The 17,891-nt window shown below is 75.9% G+C and carries 12 protein-coding genes; 5 read left to right on the top strand and 7 right to left on the bottom strand.

Annotated features, from left to right (window positions below; all coding sequences use genetic code 11):
• The first annotated feature begins 292 nt into the window (after nucleotides 1-292).
• The 5 genes from ACQPZO_RS09590 to ACQPZO_RS09570 all read left to right on the top strand — a co-directional run bounded on the left by ACQPZO_RS09590 (nucleotide 293) and on the right by ACQPZO_RS09570 (nucleotide 7,673).
• Nucleotides 293-2,545, top strand: coding sequence for a TRAP transporter permease (locus ACQPZO_RS09590; RefSeq protein ID WP_433348914.1), 2,253 nt, complete (start codon nucleotides 293-295; stop codon nucleotides 2,543-2,545).
• On the top strand, nucleotides 2,542-3,561 hold the full coding sequence (locus ACQPZO_RS09585) for a TAXI family TRAP transporter solute-binding subunit (protein WP_433348912.1): 1,020 nt from the start codon (nucleotides 2,542-2,544) through the stop codon (nucleotides 3,559-3,561). Before ACQPZO_RS09590 ends, ACQPZO_RS09585 begins: the two co-directional genes overlap by 4 nt.
• A 169-nt stretch (nucleotides 3,562-3,730) precedes the next feature.
• A complete protein-coding gene (locus tag ACQPZO_RS09580; protein WP_433348910.1) occupies nucleotides 3,731-6,193 on the top strand; it encodes a sensor histidine kinase in 2,463 nt (820 codons plus the stop codon).
• Nucleotides 6,190-6,582 (top strand): roadblock/LC7 domain-containing protein, encoded by a 393-nt coding sequence (locus ACQPZO_RS09575; protein WP_350888587.1) that lies wholly within the window; start codon nucleotides 6,190-6,192, stop codon nucleotides 6,580-6,582. Before ACQPZO_RS09580 ends, ACQPZO_RS09575 begins: the two co-directional genes overlap by 4 nt.
• Nucleotides 6,579-7,673 (top strand): TAXI family TRAP transporter solute-binding subunit, encoded by a 1,095-nt coding sequence (locus ACQPZO_RS09570; protein WP_433348908.1) that lies wholly within the window; start codon nucleotides 6,579-6,581, stop codon nucleotides 7,671-7,673. The genes ACQPZO_RS09575 and ACQPZO_RS09570 overlap by 4 nt, the downstream gene beginning before the upstream one ends.
• A 33-nt stretch (nucleotides 7,674-7,706) precedes the next feature.
• Here the strand turns inward: ACQPZO_RS09570 and ACQPZO_RS09565 are convergent, their stop codons facing one another.
• The 7 genes from ACQPZO_RS09565 to ACQPZO_RS09535 form a co-directional block, all read right to left on the bottom strand.
• A complete protein-coding gene (locus ACQPZO_RS09565) occupies nucleotides 7,707-8,567 on the bottom strand; it encodes a S1 family peptidase (RefSeq protein ID WP_433348906.1) in 861 nt (286 codons plus the stop codon).
• Nucleotides 8,568-8,745: 178 nt separating this feature from the next.
• Nucleotides 8,746-10,563 (bottom strand): NACHT domain-containing protein, encoded by a 1,818-nt coding sequence (locus ACQPZO_RS09560; protein ID WP_433348904.1) that lies wholly within the window; start codon nucleotides 10,561-10,563, stop codon nucleotides 8,746-8,748.
• A complete protein-coding gene (locus ACQPZO_RS09555; protein WP_433348902.1) occupies nucleotides 10,560-12,032 on the bottom strand; it encodes a VWA domain-containing protein in 1,473 nt (490 codons plus the stop codon). Before ACQPZO_RS09555 ends, ACQPZO_RS09560 begins: the two co-directional genes overlap by 4 nt.
• 70 nt (nucleotides 12,033-12,102) lie before the next feature.
• Nucleotides 12,103-14,346, bottom strand: a complete 2,244-nt coding sequence (locus ACQPZO_RS09550; RefSeq protein WP_433348900.1) for a tetratricopeptide repeat protein — start codon at nucleotides 14,344-14,346, stop codon at nucleotides 12,103-12,105.
• Entirely contained in the window at nucleotides 14,343-15,437 is a 1,095-nt protein-coding gene (locus tag ACQPZO_RS09545) for a hypothetical protein (RefSeq protein WP_433348898.1), read from the bottom strand. Before ACQPZO_RS09545 ends, ACQPZO_RS09550 begins: the two co-directional genes overlap by 4 nt.
• Before the next feature lie 13 nt (nucleotides 15,438-15,450).
• Nucleotides 15,451-16,554: a transporter substrate-binding domain-containing protein gene (locus tag ACQPZO_RS09540; RefSeq protein ID WP_433348896.1), complete on the bottom strand. Its 1,104-nt coding sequence runs from the start codon at nucleotides 16,552-16,554 to the stop codon at nucleotides 15,451-15,453.
• Between the two features lie 17 nt (nucleotides 16,555-16,571).
• A complete protein-coding gene (locus ACQPZO_RS09535; RefSeq protein ID WP_433348894.1) occupies nucleotides 16,572-17,885 on the bottom strand; it encodes a hypothetical protein in 1,314 nt (437 codons plus the stop codon).
• Nucleotides 17,886-17,891: the final 6 nt, after the last annotated feature.

Genomic DNA, 17,891 nt, shown 5'->3' with positions numbered 1-17,891 from the left:
CCGCCCCCGAGCGCAGCAGCCCCGGGGGCCGCGCCGCGATGTCGCGCACTCCGAATACTCATTTCCGTACGCATTTCGCGGTCGCGCCTGGTCGCACATCGCAGGAATAATTTCGCGTGTTTCGACAAGACCCGGTTGATCACACTTACGTAAATAGCGACGACAATGTTCCCCTCGATGGGCAAAAGGCGTATCGTCCCGCTTCGTGTCAGCGCCTGACCGATCATCCAAAGGGCCCCTGCCAGCCGATCCGGCACCGCCGGGCCAGCCGGACCGCCACGCCGTCGCCACGATGGCGGCACCGGAAGCCGCCCCGCCACCGGACGGCACACCGCCCCCCGACGGGGCTGTGCCCCACCGGATCAGCGGCGACGGGGTCGCCCGAGCCACCCGGGAGGCCCAGGATCTGGCCGCCCAGTTCGAGGAGGAGAAGCCTGGCCGGCAGCTCACCGGGGCGGTCGCGGTGCTGCTCGGCACGGCCGCGCTCGCCGTCGCGCTGCTCAGCCTCTGGCAGGTCTTCCGGCCCCTGCCGCAGGGCAGCAAGTTCTACCTGATCGTCTTCCTCGCCGGGGTGCTGCCGCTGGTCTTCCTGGCGTACCCCGCCGGGTTGCGGCTGCCACGGGTGCTGCGCCGCGCGTCGGCCCGCCGCGTCGGGCACCCCGACGGCCCCGCCCCGGACGACCCGACGCGCGCTCCCGCCGATCCCGGCGGCCCTGCGGCTCAGGGCCCCGGCGGGTCCCGGGTGCCGACGGCCGGGCGGCCCAGCGGGCTGGACTGGGTCCTCGCGGCGCTCGCCCTGGTGGTCTGCCTCTACCCGGTGCTGCCGACGACCGTGGCCGGCGGGGGCGGCGGGTACGACGCGTTCCTCGACCGGCAGGGCCTGCTCGCGCCGCTGGACGTGGTGCTGGGCGCGCTGCTGCTGGTGCTGCTGCTGGAGGCGTGCCGGCGGGCGACCGGCTGGGTGCTGCCCGCGGTCTGCCTGGTCTTCCTCGGATACGGCTACTACGGCGGCCTGCTCCCCCAGTCCTGGCCGGTGGCCCACTCCGGGCTGGACTTCGACCAGCTCGTGGACGCGTTCTACAACTCCGACAGCGGCTTCTACGGCACCCCGCTGGACGTCGCCGCCTCGTACATCGTGCTGTTCACCATCTACGGCGCGGTGCTGGACATCTCCGGCGCGGGCCGGTTCTTCGTCGAACTGTCCGCAGCCGCGTTTCGCCGTTCCCGCACCGCCGCCGGGCGCACCGCGGTCGCCTCCGGATTCCTGCTCGGGACCGTCTCCGGCTCGGGCGCGGCCACCACGGTCAGCATCGGCGCGGTGACCTGGCCGATCCTGCGCCGCGCCGGGTACCCGGCCGAGCGGGCCGGCGGGATGCTCGCCGCGGCGGGCGTCGGCGCGATCCTCTCCCCGCCGACGCTCGGGGCCGCCGCATTCATCATCGCCGAGTACCTGGGTGTGTCGTACCTGCGGGTGCTGGCCTGGGCCACCATCCCGACGGTCCTGTACTACCTGGGCATCCTGCTCTCCGTCGAGATCGACGCCCGGCGGTTCGGCGCCCGGCCGGTCACCATCGAGGTCACCTCGCCGTGGCGGCTGCTGGCCCGTTCCGGGTACCACTTCGCCTCGCTGTTCGTCATCGTCGGTTGCCTGGTGGTGGGACTTTCGGCCACCCGCGCCGTGGTCTTCGCGACCCTGCTCGCGGCGGCGCTGTCCTTCCTGGACCGCGCGCACCGGCTCACCCCGGCCCGGCTGGTCGCCGCCCTGGTGGCCGGGGTGCGCGGCGTGCTCGCGGTGGCCGCGGTCTGCGCGGCGGCCGGCATCATCACCGCCACCACCACCAAGACCGGCCTCGGGCCGCAGGCCGCCGCGCTGCTGGTCGGCGGCGCGAAGGCGGTCAGCACCGACCCGACATTGGTCGTCCTGCTCACTGCCGTTCTCGCCGCGGTCGCGCTGACCCTGCTCGGCCTGGCCGTCCCGGTCACCGCCTCGTTCGTCATCGGCTGGGTGATCATCGGGCCGGCGCTGCTCGACCTCGGGGTGGCCTCGCCCGCCGCCGCGATGTTCGTCTTCTACTTCGCCGTGCTGTCGGAGGTGTCGCCGCCGACCGCGCTCGCCGCGGTCGCCGCCGCCGCGGTCACCGGTGGCCGGCTGGTCCCCACCATGTGGCAGACCCTGCGGTACGCGCTGCCGGCGTACCTGGCGCCGATCGCGTTCGTGGTCACCCCGAACGGGCTGGGGCTGCTCGGCACCGGCGGCCCGGGGCGCATCGCCTTCGCCACCGCCGCGTCCGCGCTCGGCGTCGCGGTCCTCGCCGTCGCCGCCGGCGGCTGGCTGCCAGGGGTCGGCCCGGCCGGTCCGCCGGAGCGCGTCCTCGGCGCGTTGGCCGGGCTGACGCTGCTCTGGCTCGAACCTGTCCCCGTCGCGATCGGCGTCGCGCTCGCCGCCGCCAGCGTGACGGGCTGTCTGATCCGACGCGGACTCACCGCCAAAGCCGGCGGGCCGCAGGCCGGGAGACCGGCGCAACTGAGGGAGGAACCCACGTGAGGCGCACCAGCGCACGACTCGCGGCTGTCGCGAGCACGCTCGCACTCGTCACGGCCGGCACCGTCGGCTGTGGCGGCAAGCAGGACGGCGCGGCCAAGGACGACGCGGCCAGCGAGATAACCTGCACGGTCGACAAGGACACCCGGATCGGCATAGCCACCGGCAACGCCACCGGCGTGTACTACGTGGTCGGCAACGCCCTGGCCAACCAGCTTCCCGGGGCCACGGGGGGCAAGCTGAGCGGCACCGCCGCCGAGACCGGCGCTTCGGTGCAGAACGTCGAGCAGCTCGTCGCCGGCAAGTACGACGTGGCGTTCTCGTTGTTCGACACCGCCGTCGACGCGGCGCAGGGCAAGGGCAGCTTCACCGCCCCGCAGCCGGTCGAGGCCCTGGCCCGGATCTACGACAACTACACGCAGGTCGTGGTGCGGGCCGACTCGGGGATCAAGTCGGTCGCCGACATGAAGGGCAAGCGGATCTCCACCGGCTCCCCCAAGTCCGGCACCGAGGTCATCGCCAACCGGCTGCTCACCGCCGCCGGCCTCGACCCGGCCAAGGACGTCCAGGCGCAGCGGCTGGACCTGACCAAGACTGTGGACGGGATCAAGGACGGCAGCATCGACGGGCTGTTCTGGTCCGGTGGCCTGCCCACGGGCGGGCTAACCGACCTGTTCACGACCTCGGGAGACAAGGTACGGTTCATCGACATCAGCCCGCTGTTGCCGCAGCTGGCGGAGCTGAATCCGGCGTACCAGGCGGGGGCGATCGGCAAGGACACCTATCGGACGGCGACCGACACCCCGACCATCGTGGTGCCGAACGTGCTGCTGGTTCGTAAGGACCTCGACGCGAACGTCGCCTGCGCAGTGACGAAGGTGCTGTTCGAGAAGAAGGACGCCCTCGCCCAGGCCAGCCCCGCCGCCGCCGGGATCAGCCTGGACACCGCCCGTCGCACCGACCCGGTGCCGCTGCACCGGGGCGCTGTCAGCGCGCTGACCACCCTCGGCGCGAGCTGACCCCCGCAGTCGGGCCCGGCCACCATGCCGGGCCCGGCGCGGTCACACCCGCCACCCATCACTACCACCGCTGCCCCATCACGCCCCGGAGGCCCGCGTGCCCCAGCCCGGCACAGCTGACGTACGCCGGCATAACCGCTCCACGGACCGGACCAGTCGGTTGTGGTCGGTGCGGACCCAACTGGTCGCGCCGATCCTGATCGCCACGGTCGGCCTGCTCGTGCTCGGCACCCTGCAGACCCGTACGGCACTGGCCGCCACGGCCGACGCCGAGCGCGCCCGGGTGCTCGCCGGCACCGCCACCGCGACCGTACGGCTGGTGCACGAGCTGGAACGGGAGCTGGCCGAGACGGTCGCGTTGCGTCAGCGCGGCGGCGCCTCCGGTCGGCAGCTCGTCAACGCCCAGCGCCAGCGCGTCGACTCGGCGGCCGGGCGGTACCGGACGGCCCGGGACGACGCCCGGCGGGCCGCCCCGGCGCTGGCCGGCGCGCTGGACGGCGCGGACGGCCAGCTCGCCCAGCTCGACGACGCCCGGGCACTCGCGCTGGGCGTCCGCCCCGCCGACCAGCTCTACGTGAGCCTGGTCGACACGCTGCTCGGGGTCGCCGACGCGCTCCCCGCCCAGCTACGCGACACGGACCTGGCGAATTCGGCCCGCGAGGTGGCCGCCGTCGCCGCCCAGGAGCACTTCGCCGCGCTGGAGCGGGACCTGCTGCGGGCGATCTTCTCCCGGGGCGCGCTGAAGCCGGGCGAGCTGGCCCGGGTGGCCCAGTTGCGCGGGGCACAGGAGCAGCGGCAGGCCGAGTTCTCCCGGATCGCCAGCCCCGCCTCGTCGGCGACGTACAACCGGCTGCTGGACGGCCAGGACGTGGCGACCGCCCGCCGGATGCGCGACGGCGCGCTGGGCGCGGACGCGGTGCCGGAGGCACTGAGGACCGACGGCGACGCCTGGTACGTGGCGCAGAGCGGGGTGATCCGCCGGTACAACCTGATCAGCCGGGACCTGTCCGAGCAGCTCGACCGGCAGGCGGCCGGGCTGGCCGCCGCAGCCCGGCGGGACGCCCTGGTCAGCGCCGGGATCACCCTGAGCGTGGCGGTGCTCTCCTTCGTCGCTGCCGGGCTGCTCGCGATGCACACCAGCCGCCGGCTGCGCCGGCTGCGGGTGGCCGCGCTGACCATGGCCCACCGGGAGCTGCCCGACCGGATCACCGCCATCGCGGCGGGCGGCCCGGCGGACGGGCGACCCGGCGGGCCGGCCGACGGGGCGGATTCCGCGCTGGACCGGACCGCGGGCATCGCCCGGGGACGCGACGAGATCGCCCAGGTGGCGGACGCGTTCGACACGGTGAACCGGTCGGCGTTGCGGCTGGCCGGGCAGCAGGCGGAGCTACGGGTCGACGTGACCCGGATGGCGGAGGCGCTGGCCCGGCGGATTCGTACCCTGATCACCCGGCAGTTGCGCCTGCTCGACGAGTTCGAGCGGGAGGAGACCGACCCGGACGCGCTGGCCCGGCTCTTCGCCCTCGATCACCTGGCGGCCCGGATGCGCCGCAACGGCGAGAACCTGCTGGTGCTGGCCGGCGGCGAGCCGGGGCGCGGCCAGCACGGCGCGCACCTGATCGCCGACGTGGTGACGGCCGCCGCCGCCGAGATCGAGGAGTACACCCGGGTCGAGGCGGACCTGCCGCCCGTGGCCATCGACGCCTCGGTGGTCGGCAACCTGGTGCACCTGCTGGCCGAGCTGCTGGAGAACGCGACGGCCTACTCCCCGCCGCACGCGATGGTGGGGGTCGACGGGCGGCGCACCATCGACGGGCTGGTCCTGCGGATCCACGACCGGGGGATCGGGATCAGCGACAGCCGGCTCGCCGAGATCAACGAACGGCTCGACCGGCCGGGCACCCTGTCCAGCGCCGCAGCGGGCAGCATGGGGCTGCACGTGGTCGCCCACCTGGCCGCCCGGCACCACATCCGGGTGTCGCTGCGCAGCGCCGGCGGGGGCACCACAGCCACCGTCGAGATCCCGGAGAGCGCCCTCACCCTGGTGGAGAAGGTGGTGGCCCGGTCGGGTCCGGCGCCGGCCGCCCGGCCGCCGGGGACGCCGTCCTCGCCGGCCACCTGGTTCTCCACGGGCCGTGCCCCCGCCGCGCCGCCTGCCTGGTCGCCCGCCCCGGCCGCCGCCGCGCGACTCACGGCGGGTTCGCCGCCGGTGCGCTCCCAGCAGGCCCCGGCCGTCCCGCTGCCGGGGTTCGGAACGCAGCGCCAGCCCGGACCGGCGGCGCCGGCCTGGCCCGCCGGGCCTGCGGTCGCCGGCACCGGGTCGACCTGGGGCGGCACGACGGGCCACGACGGCACGGGCCACGGCGCGACGGCGGGCCACGGCGCGACGGCGGGCCACGGCGGGACGACCGGCCACGGCGGCACGGTCACGCCCGGCGGCGGGGCGCTGCCCCGACGCGCCCGAGGCGGCCAGCTCGCGCCCCCGCTGCCCGCCCCACAGACCGCCCGGCGCCAGCCGGACGACCTGCTGGACCCGGAACTGGTCCGGGCCCGGCTCTCCGCGCTGGCCGAGGGCGTCGCGACCGCGATGCGCCACAGCCAACAGAACGACGCCACCAGGAGAACCACATGACACCGCAGCCGAGCACAGGCCTCGACTGGCTGTTGGCCAGCTTCGCCACCCAGGTGCCGGACGTCGCCCACGCCCTCGCGGTCTCCGGCGACGGCCTCAAGCTGGCCGCCTCCCCCGGCCTCTCCACCGACCAGGTCGACCACCTGTCCGCCGTGATCAGCGGCCTGGCGAGCCTCACCGTGGGTGCCGCCCGGTTCATGAACGCCGGCCGGGTACGCCAGCAGATCGTCGACATGGACGGCGGGGTGCTGCTGGTGATGGCGGTCGGCGACCGGGCACTGATCGGCGTGCTGGCCGCCCCCGGCTGCGACCTGGGCCAGATCGGCTACGAGACGGCCATGCTGGTGCAGCGGGTGGCCGAGGCCCTCGAACCGGCGGCCCGGTCGTGACCGCTCGCCCGACCCTGCCGAGTCGCGGGCGGGCGGCGACGGCACCGGCCGGACGTGCCGCGACCATCGCGACCGCGTCGCCCGGCCCCGCCCCGGCGGTGCCGGCGCGCCGCCCCGGGGGGCCCGGCCGGGTGGCCGCCGCCCTGGTCGCGCTGCTGTCCGTCCTGCTGGCGGCCGGCTGCGGTGACGACGCGGCGCCGCAGCCGGCACCCTGGCACGGCGGGCGGATCTTCCTCGCCACCGGCAACACCACCGGGGTCTACTACCAGCTCGGCGGCGGGTACGCCGACCTGATCAGCCGGTACCTGCCCGGCTACGAGGCGCGCGCCGAGCCGACCGGTGCCTCGGGCGAGAACATCACCCGGGTCACCGGCGGCGACATGGAGATCGCGTTCAGCCTGGCGGACACCGCGGCCGACGCGAACGCCGGGCGGGGCGCGTTCCAGGGCCGGCCGCAGCAGGTGCGCGCGCTGGCCCGGGTCTACCGCAACTACACCCACGTGCTGGTACGCGCCGACGCGAAGATCACCACCCTGTCCGACCTGCGGGGCGGGCGGGTCTCCACGGGCTCCCCCCGGTCGGGCACCGACGTCATCGCCGGCCGGCTGCTCACCGCGGCCGGGATCGACCCGGAGCGGGACGTCCGGCGGGCCCGGCTCTCCCTGCCGGACACCGCCGCCCGGATGCGGGCCGGCACCCTCGACGCGATGTTCTTCTCCGGCGGGCTGCCCACGCCCGGCATCACCGACCTGCTCGCCGCCGCGCCCGGCAAGTTCCGGTTCCTGCCGATCGCCGACCTGATCGAGCCGCTGACCGCCGCGTACGGGCCGGTCTACGCCGCCACCGACCTGCCGAAGGAGGCGTACGGGACGCCGACGGCGGTGCCGACGGTGACCGTGGCGAACATGATCCTGGTAAGCGCCGACATGCCGGACAAGCTGGCGTACGACCTGACCGCGCTGCTCTTCGCGCACCAGACCGAACTGGGGACGGTGCACCCGGAGGGGCGCAACTTCGACCGGAGCAGCGCGGCCAACACCGACCCGGTCCCGCTGCACCCCGGAGCGTCCCGGTTCTACCAGAACGGCTGACCGGGGCGGCCGGGACCGGGGCGGCCCGCCGGCTCAGGGGATCGTCACCCCGTACGCGGCCAGGATCTCGTTGATCGGCTGGTAGTAGGTGGTGCCGCCGCTGGTGCAGTTGCCGCTGCCGCCCGAGAGGATGCCGAGGATCCGGCCGGTGGCGGCGACGTAGAGCGGGCCGCCGCTGTCGCCGGGCTCGGCGCAGATGTTGGTGCGGATCAGCCCGGAGACCGAACCCTCGGCGTAGTTGACCGTGGCGTTGAGGGCGGTGATCGTGCCGCACCGCACGCCGGTGGTGGAGCCGCTGCGGCAGACGGCCATGCCGACGACCGGCGTGGCGGTGCCGGTGATGGTCAACGTCCCGGGGTACGTGTAGACGGCGCTCGGGTGCGGGACCGTCGACGAGGTGTAACGGACGATCCCGTAGTCGTTGCCGGGGAAGCTGGTGCCGGTGCGGGAGCCGAGGACCGTCGTGTTGGCGCTGTTGGCGTACCAGGTGGTGGCGATCGACGTGCAGTGGCCTGCGGTGACGAAGTAGTACGTGCTGCCGCTGCGGACGTTGGCGCCCAGCGAGCAGCGGCCCCCGCCGCCGGTGGCATAGATGGCCTGCCCGCCGGCGATCAGGGTGCTGAGCCGGCCGGGCTCCCGGCGGACCACGGCGTCGGTGCCGGCCAGCCGGGTGCGCAGCGCAGCCAGTTGGCTCTCGCTCACCGTGTCGTCCACCGCGACGGTGGTCCGGCCGGTGGCCGGGTCCACCGCCCACGCGGTGCCGGCCGGAGCGGAGGCTGCCATGGCGATCGACGCGGCGACCGGCGCGGCGACCGGGGCGGCGGCTCGGGCGACCGCCGGTGGTGCGGCCAGGGGGACGACGAGCAGGAGTGCGAGCAGGGGGAAGCGACGCATTCGGGCCTCCATACATCGGTGACAATGGATCCCCTACAGCATCCGCGCCCCGCCCGCCCGGTTCAATACGCCGAGCCGAGTCGATACGCCGAGGCTGTCCCATCCACCGCCCGCCGGGCGGGATCCCCGGGATGGTGCTCTTTCGGGGAGAGAGTGGTGTCCCGTCGCGCGATAGCCACTAGTTCCCGGAATCAGCGTGGGCGGCGCCGGCCGGCTGCTCGCGTCGCCGGGTGGCGAAGAAGAGCGCGGCGGCCCGCCGGACGACGGTGGGTCGGCGCGGGTCGACGGCGACCTCGCGGAGCAGGTCCCGGTTCACCGTGGCGGCGGTCAGCGTGGTGAGCAGCGCGAAGCACTCCTGCCGCACGTCGCGCACCGGCAGCGGGTCGACGCCGTCGACCGCCGGGCCCGGGCGGGGCGACCAGTGGGTCAGCAGCGCCGCCAGCACGTCCGAGCGGACCACCGGGCCTGCGGCGCCGCCCGCGGCCAGGTAGTGCCCGGCGGCGACCGCCCCGGCCGGGTCCCGCGCCACGTCCTGGAGGAACCCCGGCGCGACCGTGGCCCGACTCATCGCCCACAGCCCGACGCCCCGCTGGGGGGTGCTGGTCATCGCCGTGATCCAGCGCTGCGCGCTCCAGTGCCGGGCGAGCGGGCCCGCCGCCAGGTGCTCGACCAGGCCGGGCCAGGTCGCGGCCAGCGTGCCGGCGGCCGGGGCCGGCTCGCCCGCCGCACCGGACCGGGCGGCGGGCACGCGGCCGGCCCCGGCGTCGGAGAACAGGCCGGTGGCGAGCAGGACCAGCCGCACGTGCCGATCCCAGTCCGGCAGCACCCGGTCCGGCTGGTAGGGCGCCTGCCCCGCCGACCAGTCGACCACCGCCGCGACCGGGTCGGCGCCGGTCACCGCGGCGGCCGCCGCCACCTCGACCAGCTCGGTGTGGCGCTCGGTCAGCCAGTCGGCGACCGGCCCGCCCCGTACCGCCCGGCGCAGCGTGTCGCACGTCGTGTCGAAGCTGGCCCGCCCGCCGCCGAGCAGGGCACCGACGAACCGGTCCAGCAGCACCGCCGGGTCGGCCACCGGGTCCGGGCCGGCCAGCCCGGCCTGCCAGACCGCGGCGGCGATGGTGGCGGTGAGGGGGTTGCGCAGCGCGGGGCGGGCCCGCTGGTGATCGACCCAGCTCAGGAAGCGCCGCGCGGCCACCGCGTTCGGGAACCAGCGGTGCGCGAACCGCCCGACGTCCGGGTCGGTGAACGGCGCCAGGTGGTACGCGGGGTACCCGGGGCCCAGAACCGCCAGTTCGTTCTCCGCGAGCTGACGGGTCGTCACCAGGACCCGCCACGGTCCGGCCCCCGGCGCGGCCGGGGGCGCGGGGGCGCGGGCCAGCGCGGCGAGGCGGTTGAGCACCTCCGCCCGGTCGTCCGGGTCCGCCACCGCGTCAACCCCGTCGACGCAGACCAGCCACGCCCGGTCCGGCGCGGGCTGCCGCGTGAAGTCCAGGCCGGGCACCAGGTCGCGGTACGCCTCGGCGAGCGCGGCGGGCAGCGGTTGGTGCACCAGCGCGGTCGCCGGCAGGCCCACCACCACCGGCCCGGGTGGGGTCCGGCGCAACCGGCCCCGCCCGGCGAGCCACCACCGCGCCGAGCTTGCGCACGCCTGCCGGACCAGCGCCGACTTCCCGCTGCCCGGCTCGCCGATCAGCAGCACGTGCCCGGGGCCGGTGAGCAGCGACTCGGCGGCGACGGGGCCGGCGGCGGGGTCGAGCCGGGAGACGACCCGGCGGGCGACGTACACCTCCGACAGGGGGCGGACGTACCCTCCGGCGATCCGGTGCGGGTGGACGATCGCCTCCTCCGACTGGGCCCTCCACAGCGGGCTCAGGGCGGCCCACCAGCCGCGCCCGCGCCGGCCGCGCAGGTGGCGGCGGACCGCCAGGATCGCGGCGGTCAGCGCCAGCAGCCCGCTGACCACGCTGGCCACCTTGTCGAAGTAGTCCCAGGTCACGCGCCCACCCGGGCCGGTCCGCCCGACGAGTCGTGGTGGGCGCCGCACCCGCCGCAGTACGGGCGGGTGTGCAGTTCGCCGCAGTGCTCCCACGGCGGCACCCGCTGCTCGGGGGCCGGATGCGGCGGCGGGTCCGACCGTCCCGGGCCGTCCCCCGGCTCGCCGGACACCCAGGAGGACGTCTGCGGCGCGACCGCCGCCGAGTACTGCCAGCGCCGCAGGTCGACGTGGGGCTTGAGGCGTACGTCGCCGGCGGCGGCGTCCCGCACGTCCACGATCCGGTCGAGCTGCCGCAGCTTGTCGTGGTGACCGCCGGCGTGGGCGAGGGCCACGGCCTGCCCGAGGTGGTGCTCCGCGTCGGTGAGCCGGCCGACGCCGGCCGCCGCCAGCGCCAGCCCCACCTGTTCGGCGTACCCCTGCTGGTGGGTGTAGTGGGCGACGGTCTCGTGCACCCGGGAGAACAGCTCGATCTCGTCGGTCCACTCCACGTCCACGGGCACCTCGGCGGTGTCCGGGGCCGCGCCGACCCGGACGCCCAGCCAGCCGATCCGCCGCTGCGCCTGCGGGGTCATCGGGTCCACCTCCAGGGCGACGTGGTAGTCGCGGCAGTCGGCCGGGCTCCACGCCCCGATGGGGAAGTCGGTGGTGAGGTCACCGACGGCCACGCCCCGGCCGGTGAGGTCGACGATGGTCGGGTACACCTGTTTGACGAAGCGGATCCGGGCCAGCGCGCTGGTGCGCACCCGCAGCCGGGCGTCGGCGGCCCGGCGGTTCAGCGCCCGGTCCAGCACCGCCGCGAACTCGGCGGCGAGGCGGCCGAGGTCCTCCACCGGCACGACGGGGTTGGCGCCCAACGCGTCCGCGATGGCGAGCAGCTCCGGGCCGTCCCAGTCGTGCACCCCGTCCGCCGAGCCGATGGCCCGGCAGTCCACGGTGAACCGGTCCGCACAGGCGTCCACCGCCGCCCTCAGCTCGGCGGGCCGTTGGGACTCGTTGCGGCCGTCGGTCAGCAGGATGGCGTGCCCGATCGCGTCGGGCCGGGTTCCGAGCAGGTCCCGGGCCAGCAGCAGCCACTTGCCGATGGCGGTGCCGCCGTGCGGCGACGCCCTGCGTACCGCGCGCCGGGCCGCGGCCCGGGTGCCCTCGTCGGCGACCGCGAGCCGCCGCTCGCCGGGGTAGATCATCTCGGCCCCGCTGGTGCCCTCCACCACGGCGAACGCCACCCCGTCGGGCAGCGCGTCGACGGCCGCGAGGGTGGCCGCGCGGGCGGCCCGCATCTTGGCCTGCGGCGCACCCATCGAGCCGGAGCAGTCGAGCAGGATCACCTCGGCGAGTCCGTCGTGTCGCGCGTCGCCCCCGGCCGGTCCGGCCCGCACCGCGGCGACGATGTCGACGGTCCCGCCGTCGGTCGGCAGGTACTCGCTGTGGTGGGCGGTCAGGTCGAGCCGCAGCCCGTCCGGTGCCGTCACGCGGGGCTCCTTTCGTCGGGTCCGCCGGCCGGTGGCCGGCCGGCCACCTGCTCACCACGCCTGCCGGAAATCACCACCAGGTCACCGGCCGGTACGAGTTGGCGAGGTCCACCAGCGCGATCCGCTCCCGCCGGTCGCCGGTGTGCCCGGCCAGGGACCGGCAGGTGCGTTCGAAGACGCGGCGCAGGGTGTCCGGGTCGAGCCGGTGACCGAACAGTCGCCGGTCGGCGTACCGCCCGCCGGCCAGGTCACTGCCGAGGGCGATCCGCAGGATGTGCGCCTCGACCAGGTCGCGTTCGGCGAACGGGGGCAACTTCTCCACGACGGCCGCGGCGTCGAGCGCGGCGTCGAGCCGGTGGCCGTCCTCCGGCGCCTCCAGCAGCATCCGTACCGCGCAGGTCGCCGCCACCGTCGAGGCGCGGGACGACTCCGGCACGGTGAGCAGGACGGCGGCGGCGGCGCGCGGGCCCTCGGTGACGAACAGGCAGCGGGCCAGCCCGAAGGCGGCGGCGACCACACCCTGATCGGTCTCCCACACCCCCCGGTAGTGCGCGGAGGCCGTCGGGTGGTCGCCGGCGACCTCGCAGGCCACCGCGTACGCCAGGCGCGCGGACACCTCGCCGGGCAGCCACCCGTACACCCGCCCGAACCGGTCCCGGGCGGTGGCGCCGTCGGTGTCCACCAGGGCGGCCAGGCCCTGGTGCCACCACAGTGACCAGCCCCGCCGGTCGTCGGGGATGCCGGCGAGCAGCGGCCCCGCCTCGTCCGCCCGGCCGGCGGCGAGGTACGCCCGCACCATCCGGTAGGTGACCTCGGCGGTGTGCTCGGGGGCGGTGCCGAGCAGGGTGATCAGCTCGGCGGGCTCGGCCTGGCCGAGCGAGGCGAGGAAACCGGCCGCCGGATCGTTGCCGTCGACCAGCGGCATCGGCAGCCCGAGCACGATTTCCACCATGTCGAGGGCGTCGACGTCGGCGTGCAGGGCGAACGCGCACGCCGCCGGGCTGAACAGGGTGGACCGGGTGGGCCGGGGAATGCCGTCGGCGGCCGAGCGCACCTGCCGGCGCACCCCCCTGACCTGCTCGCGCATCTCGGCGGCGGAGCCGAACCGCTCCTCGGGTTCGACGGCGGTGGCCCGGGCCAGCAGCCGCGCGAACGGGTCGAGCGGGGCCGGCAGCGGCAACCGCAGCAGGTCCTGCCCCACCGGCAGGGGACGCAGGTCGGTCGCGCTGACCGCCAGGGTCAGCGCGGCGAGGGTGCGGCCGACCGTGTAGATGTCGGAGCGGACACTCGGTCCCGCCGGGCCGAGCCGCTGCACCTCGGGGGCCTCGAAGCCGGCCGTACCCCAGGGCGGGCTGACGGTGTTGTCGATCCGCCGGGCCGCGCCGAAGTCGACGAGCTTGAGCGGGCCGTCCGGGCCGTACCCGCCGATCAGCATGACGTTCTCGGGCTTCAGGTCGCAGTACAACCAGCCCTGGTCGTGCAGGTACTCGAAGGCGTCGAGGATCTGCACCCCGTACCCCAGCGCCTGCGGCACGTCCACGGCGGACGGGCCACCGTTCGGGCCGATGGTGCGGCGAGCGTCCTCCAGGGTGCCGCCGTTGACGTACTCCATCACCAGGTACCCGACGTCGGAGTCGGACTCGGGGCGCAGCGCGTGGGTGATCGTCACGATGCGGGGGTGGTTGAGTGCGATGAGCGCCTGCCGTTCCCCGACGAACGCCGCCGCGGCCTCCCGGTCCTCGGGGTTGCGCTGCCCCTTCAGCACCCGCCAGCTGCCGTCCATGTCCTCGTCGCGGGCGAGGAACACCCAGCCCACGCCGCCGTGCCCCAGACAGCCCTCGATCCGGTACCGGCCGGCCCGCACGTCGCCCATGGCCAGCGGTGGGGTGAACGAGTAGCGGGAGCCGCAGTTCGGGCAGTACCCGCTGACCCGGGGCACCCTGCGCCGGCATGTCGTCTGCGGGCAGTAGCGGGAATGCTCGGGCACGACGACCTGGGACAGCACCGCCTCCAGCGGGTCCCGGGCCCGGGCCGACGGGATGAGCGCCGGGCTCTCCCACGGCCGGACCCGGGCAAGCCACGGCTCGCGGGGCTGCACCGGGACGGGCCGTGGGACGCGGGACGACGGCTGCGGGACCACCGACGACGGCCGGACCACCGACAACGGCGACGGCGGCCGGACCACCGACGGCGACGGCGGGTCCGCGCCCGGCGGGCCGCCGTCGCACGGGTGGCCCCACAGCCGGCAGAAGCCGTCCTGGTCCACCGTCCCGGGGCAGTTGCGTTCCGCGCAGGAGCGGCTCGTCGGCGTCATCGGGTCACCTCGTTCACGGCCTGCTGGTAGGCGCGGACCGCCCGGCTCGCGGCGGTCACGGCGAAGCGATCGGGGCGCAGCCTGTCCCGCGCCTCGCGGTAGCTCTGTTCCAGGTCGGGGTGCTCGGCCCGGCCCTCGTCGGCGGCGCGCTGCCGGTACGCCTCCAGCCGCCCGCCGAGTTCCAGGTGGCAGCGGCCGCGCAGCCGCCGCCGGGCGGCGTCGACCTGGGCGGCGGCCCGATCGAGGGCGGTCTCCAACTCGCCGGCGGAGCCAGCCGGGTCGCCGGGCGACGCGCCGCGGGCAGCGGCGGCGCGGGCGAGCAGCCCGTCGACGTCGAGGGCGGCCACCGGGTCGCCGCCGTCACCCAGCCCCTCCCGGGCCGCCTCGGCCGCGAGCTCCCGCAGGCGCTTCACCGACGAGCACAGCCGCCGCTCCCCGGACGTCCGCCGGTCCGGGTCGCCGGGGGCCGGGGCGAGCGCCCGGGGTACGGCGGCCAGGTCGTCCGCGAGGCCGTCCAGCGCGTCGCGCCAGGGGCCGGGACGGGCGCAGCCCACCGGGTCCGCCGCGGCCTCCCGCTCCAGCCCGGCGAGCCGGACGGCGGGTACGTCCGGCGCCGTCGGGCCCCGGTCGGCCGCCCCGGCCCGGTGCCGCGGGTCCGCGACCTCCTTGCGCAGCCGGTCGAGGTCGGCCTCCACGAACCGCACGGCCGCGCGGTACGCGTCGACGAGCCGGCGGATCGTGGCCCGGCGTTCCCGGGCCGCCGCGACGATCTCGTCGAGGGACAACCGCTCCGTCCGGGGCGCCTCCCCCGTGGCGGAGGTGAACGTGACCTCGATCGGGTCGGTGAGCAACCGGGCGAGGCGGTCGTTCCGCCGCACCGCCGGGTCGGGGCCGTCGTCCATCGGGTCGAGGGCCAGCGACAGGCAGCCGAGCACGTGCAGCTCGTCCCAGGCCGCGTTCTCCGTCCCGGCGGTGACGCCGGTGAGCGGGGCGCGGAACTCCCCGGTGATCAGCGCCTGCGCCTCCAGCAGCCACTCGGCGGCCAGGCCGTGCGCGGCCCGCACCGCGTCGAGCCGATCGCCGTCCGGCATCACGCCCCGCCCCTCACCCGGGCGGCCACGACGTGACCGGCGGGCCCGGTGTCGGCTGCCCCCGGTCGGGGTGGTCGGCGAGCCACTGCCGGTGGGCCGTCGACCACACCCCGGAGGCGCGGGTGGACTCCAGGACATGGTTGACGAACCGGGCCAGCTCGAGGCTGTCCGGGTTGTCCCGGGCGAACGCGAAGGCGTGCGGCTCGTCGGTGAACCAGGTGCACGGCCGCCTGCCGTCGTGGTAGCGGCAGAACTGGGCGTTGTCCCGGGGCGCCTCGGTCACCAGCACGGTGTCGGGCGTCATCCGGGTGAAGCCGAGGAGGATGTTCTCGTCCGTGCTGACCGCGTCGACCTGCCCCTGGCGCAGCATGACCAGGCAGTCGATCGGGTGGGCCGCCTGCACCGGCACCGGGCGGGCGCCGTCGGCCGTGCGGTAGCCGGCGATCGCCGCGAGCGAGGTGGTCCGCGCCGCCGCGCAGACCCGACGGCCGCCGAGCTGCTCGATGCCCGCGTACTCCGGCCGGCCGCCGACGCGTCGGACCAGCGCGGTCTGGCCGGAGTCGAGGTAGTCGTTGGAGAAGATGACCTGCTTCGCCCGCTCGCAGCTCGCCGTCAGCGAGGTGGCGATGAGGTCGACCCGGTCCGGGTGGTCCGGTGCCAGCATCTCGAAGGCGCCCTGCCCGGGCGGCACCACCTTGAAGGTGATCCGCTTGCGCGGCTCCTCCCCCGGCCAGATGGCCCGGGCCACCGCCAGCAGGAGGTCGATGTTGAAGCCCTCGAACTGCTGCGTCTCGGCGTTCCAGTGGCTCATCGTGGCGTCGGACGGGTCGACGCCCGCGACCAGGCCCTGCCCCGACGCCCGGTCGCGGATCACCCGTGGCGGGGTGCCGCTCGGGGCGAAGCTGCTGCGCACCGTGCAGATGGCGTTGGCCGCCCCACCACCGGTGGCGATCCGCTGCACGCCCGAGGGCACCGCGGTGGGTACGGCGGCGGAGTCCGGCGGGACCGCCGTGCACGCCGCCACCGCCAGCAGCAGGACGCCCGCCAGCACGGCCCGGGCGGCCACCGGGCCGCCGCCGGGGCGGGCCGCCGAGCGCCTCGTCACCCGTGTCGTCATCGATTCCCCCGCCCCTCTCACCGGTACTCGGCCAAGCGTTGCCGCAACCCGACGACGACCGCGGCGCCGGCGAGCAACACGACCCACGCAGCGAGCCCACCGAACTGGCGCGGCGTCGCCGGCAGGCCGCCCACGTGGCCGGCGACCACCTTGTCGCCCTCGTCCAGCCGGCTGGTGAGGGCGGCGGTCGCCGCGTCGAAGGACTCCCCGGCGGGCCCGGCGTCCAGCACCGCGTCCATGGCCCGGCGGAACGCGTCCGGTTCCTGGCTCTGCCGGGCGGTCCACACGGCGGTCAGGGTGGTGCAGTCCACCCCGTCCGGGACGTCGCAGAGCCGCCGGCCGTCGAAGTCCTCGTGGTGGCCCACCGGGTCGACGCTGCCGCCGAGCCCCAGGTAGACGTCCGCGCGGCCGGCCAGCAACGTGCCGAGCCGCTGCTGGGTGGCGCTCTGCTCGTCCACGGCCCGCGCCAGCTCGGGGAATCGGCTGTCGGCGGCCGGCCAGTGCGACCACGAGGCGACGGCCAGGGCCAGGACGGCCACGACGCCCGCCGAGGCGACGAGCAGGCCGGCGTTGAGCCGGCGGCGGGTGCGCCGCCACAGCCACCACTGCACGGCCCCGAGCGCTGCCAGGGTCAGCAGCGGCATCAGCAGAGAGGCGGCCACCCACCACCGGGCGTCGACCCGGGCCTCCCGCAGCAGCCTGGTGTCGTAGTCCCACAGGGTCTGGGCGGCGGTCAGCAGCTCGGTGGACAGGTAGTGGGACGCCTCCCGCGCGTACGCGGAGGCGAGCACCCCCTGGTTGGCAGCCGTCCCCGGCCCGTCGGCCACCGCCAGCGCGTCGGAGATGATGCGCTGGTAGACCTGCAACCGGGCGGCGATCGTGGCCAGCTTCGCCAGTCGGTCCGGGTCGTCGACCGCCGCGCCCATCGAGGCGTTCAGCGCGTGCTCGACCTCCTGGATCTTCCGCTGGTAGTCGGCCCTCAGCCCGGCCGCCCGTTCCTCCCGGGGCGGCAGTAGGAAGACGGCGCTGGCGGCGACGTCGGCGTCGGCCAGGCCGACGTAGATCTGGCGGGCGCTCGTGCCGGTCCGCACGGCGGACGCGGCGGACCGTTCGCCCAGCGTGGTCGCCGGACCGCCCGCGCGCAGGGCCACCACGGCCGTGGCGAACAGCAGGGACGCGAGGAGGAGCCCGTGGAGCACGATCCGCGCGGGGGTCGTGCGGAGCGGGTCCCGCCAGCGCGACAGGCCGGCCCGGCCCGGCTGGGCCGCGCCACGGGTCAGCGTCGCGGTCGACGTCTCGGCCCTGCGTCCGGCTTCCACACGTACGGTCATCCGCGC

Origin of the sequence: Micromonospora sp. CA-111912 (assembly GCF_050948415.1) — a bacterium.
Classification (GTDB): Bacteria; Actinomycetota; Actinomycetes; order Mycobacteriales; family Micromonosporaceae; genus Micromonospora.
This window is presented reverse-complemented; position numbering and strand designations above follow the sequence as displayed.

Bases quoted from the DNA above. Each gene is read 5' to 3' on its own strand.
- ACQPZO_RS09575 (WP_350888587.1), top strand. From the start codon at position 6,190: ATGACACCGCAGCCGAGCACAGGCCTCGACTGGCTGTTGGCCAGCTTC.
- ACQPZO_RS09590 (WP_433348914.1), top strand. From the start codon at position 293: ATGGCGGCACCGGAAGCCGCCCCGCCACCGGACGGCACACCGCCCCCC.
- ACQPZO_RS09545 (WP_433348898.1), bottom strand. From the start codon at position 15,437: ATGCCGGACGGCGATCGGCTCGACGCGGTGCGGGCCGCGCACGGCCTG.
- ACQPZO_RS09550 (WP_433348900.1), bottom strand. From the start codon at position 14,346: ATGACGCCGACGAGCCGCTCCTGCGCGGAACGCAACTGCCCCGGGACG.
- ACQPZO_RS09535 (WP_433348894.1), bottom strand. From the start codon at position 17,885: ATGACCGTACGTGTGGAAGCCGGACGCAGGGCCGAGACGTCGACCGCG.
- ACQPZO_RS09565 (WP_433348906.1), bottom strand. From the start codon at position 8,567: ATGCGTCGCTTCCCCCTGCTCGCACTCCTGCTCGTCGTCCCCCTGGCC.
- ACQPZO_RS09540 (WP_433348896.1), bottom strand. From the start codon at position 16,554: ATGACGACACGGGTGACGAGGCGCTCGGCGGCCCGCCCCGGCGGCGGC.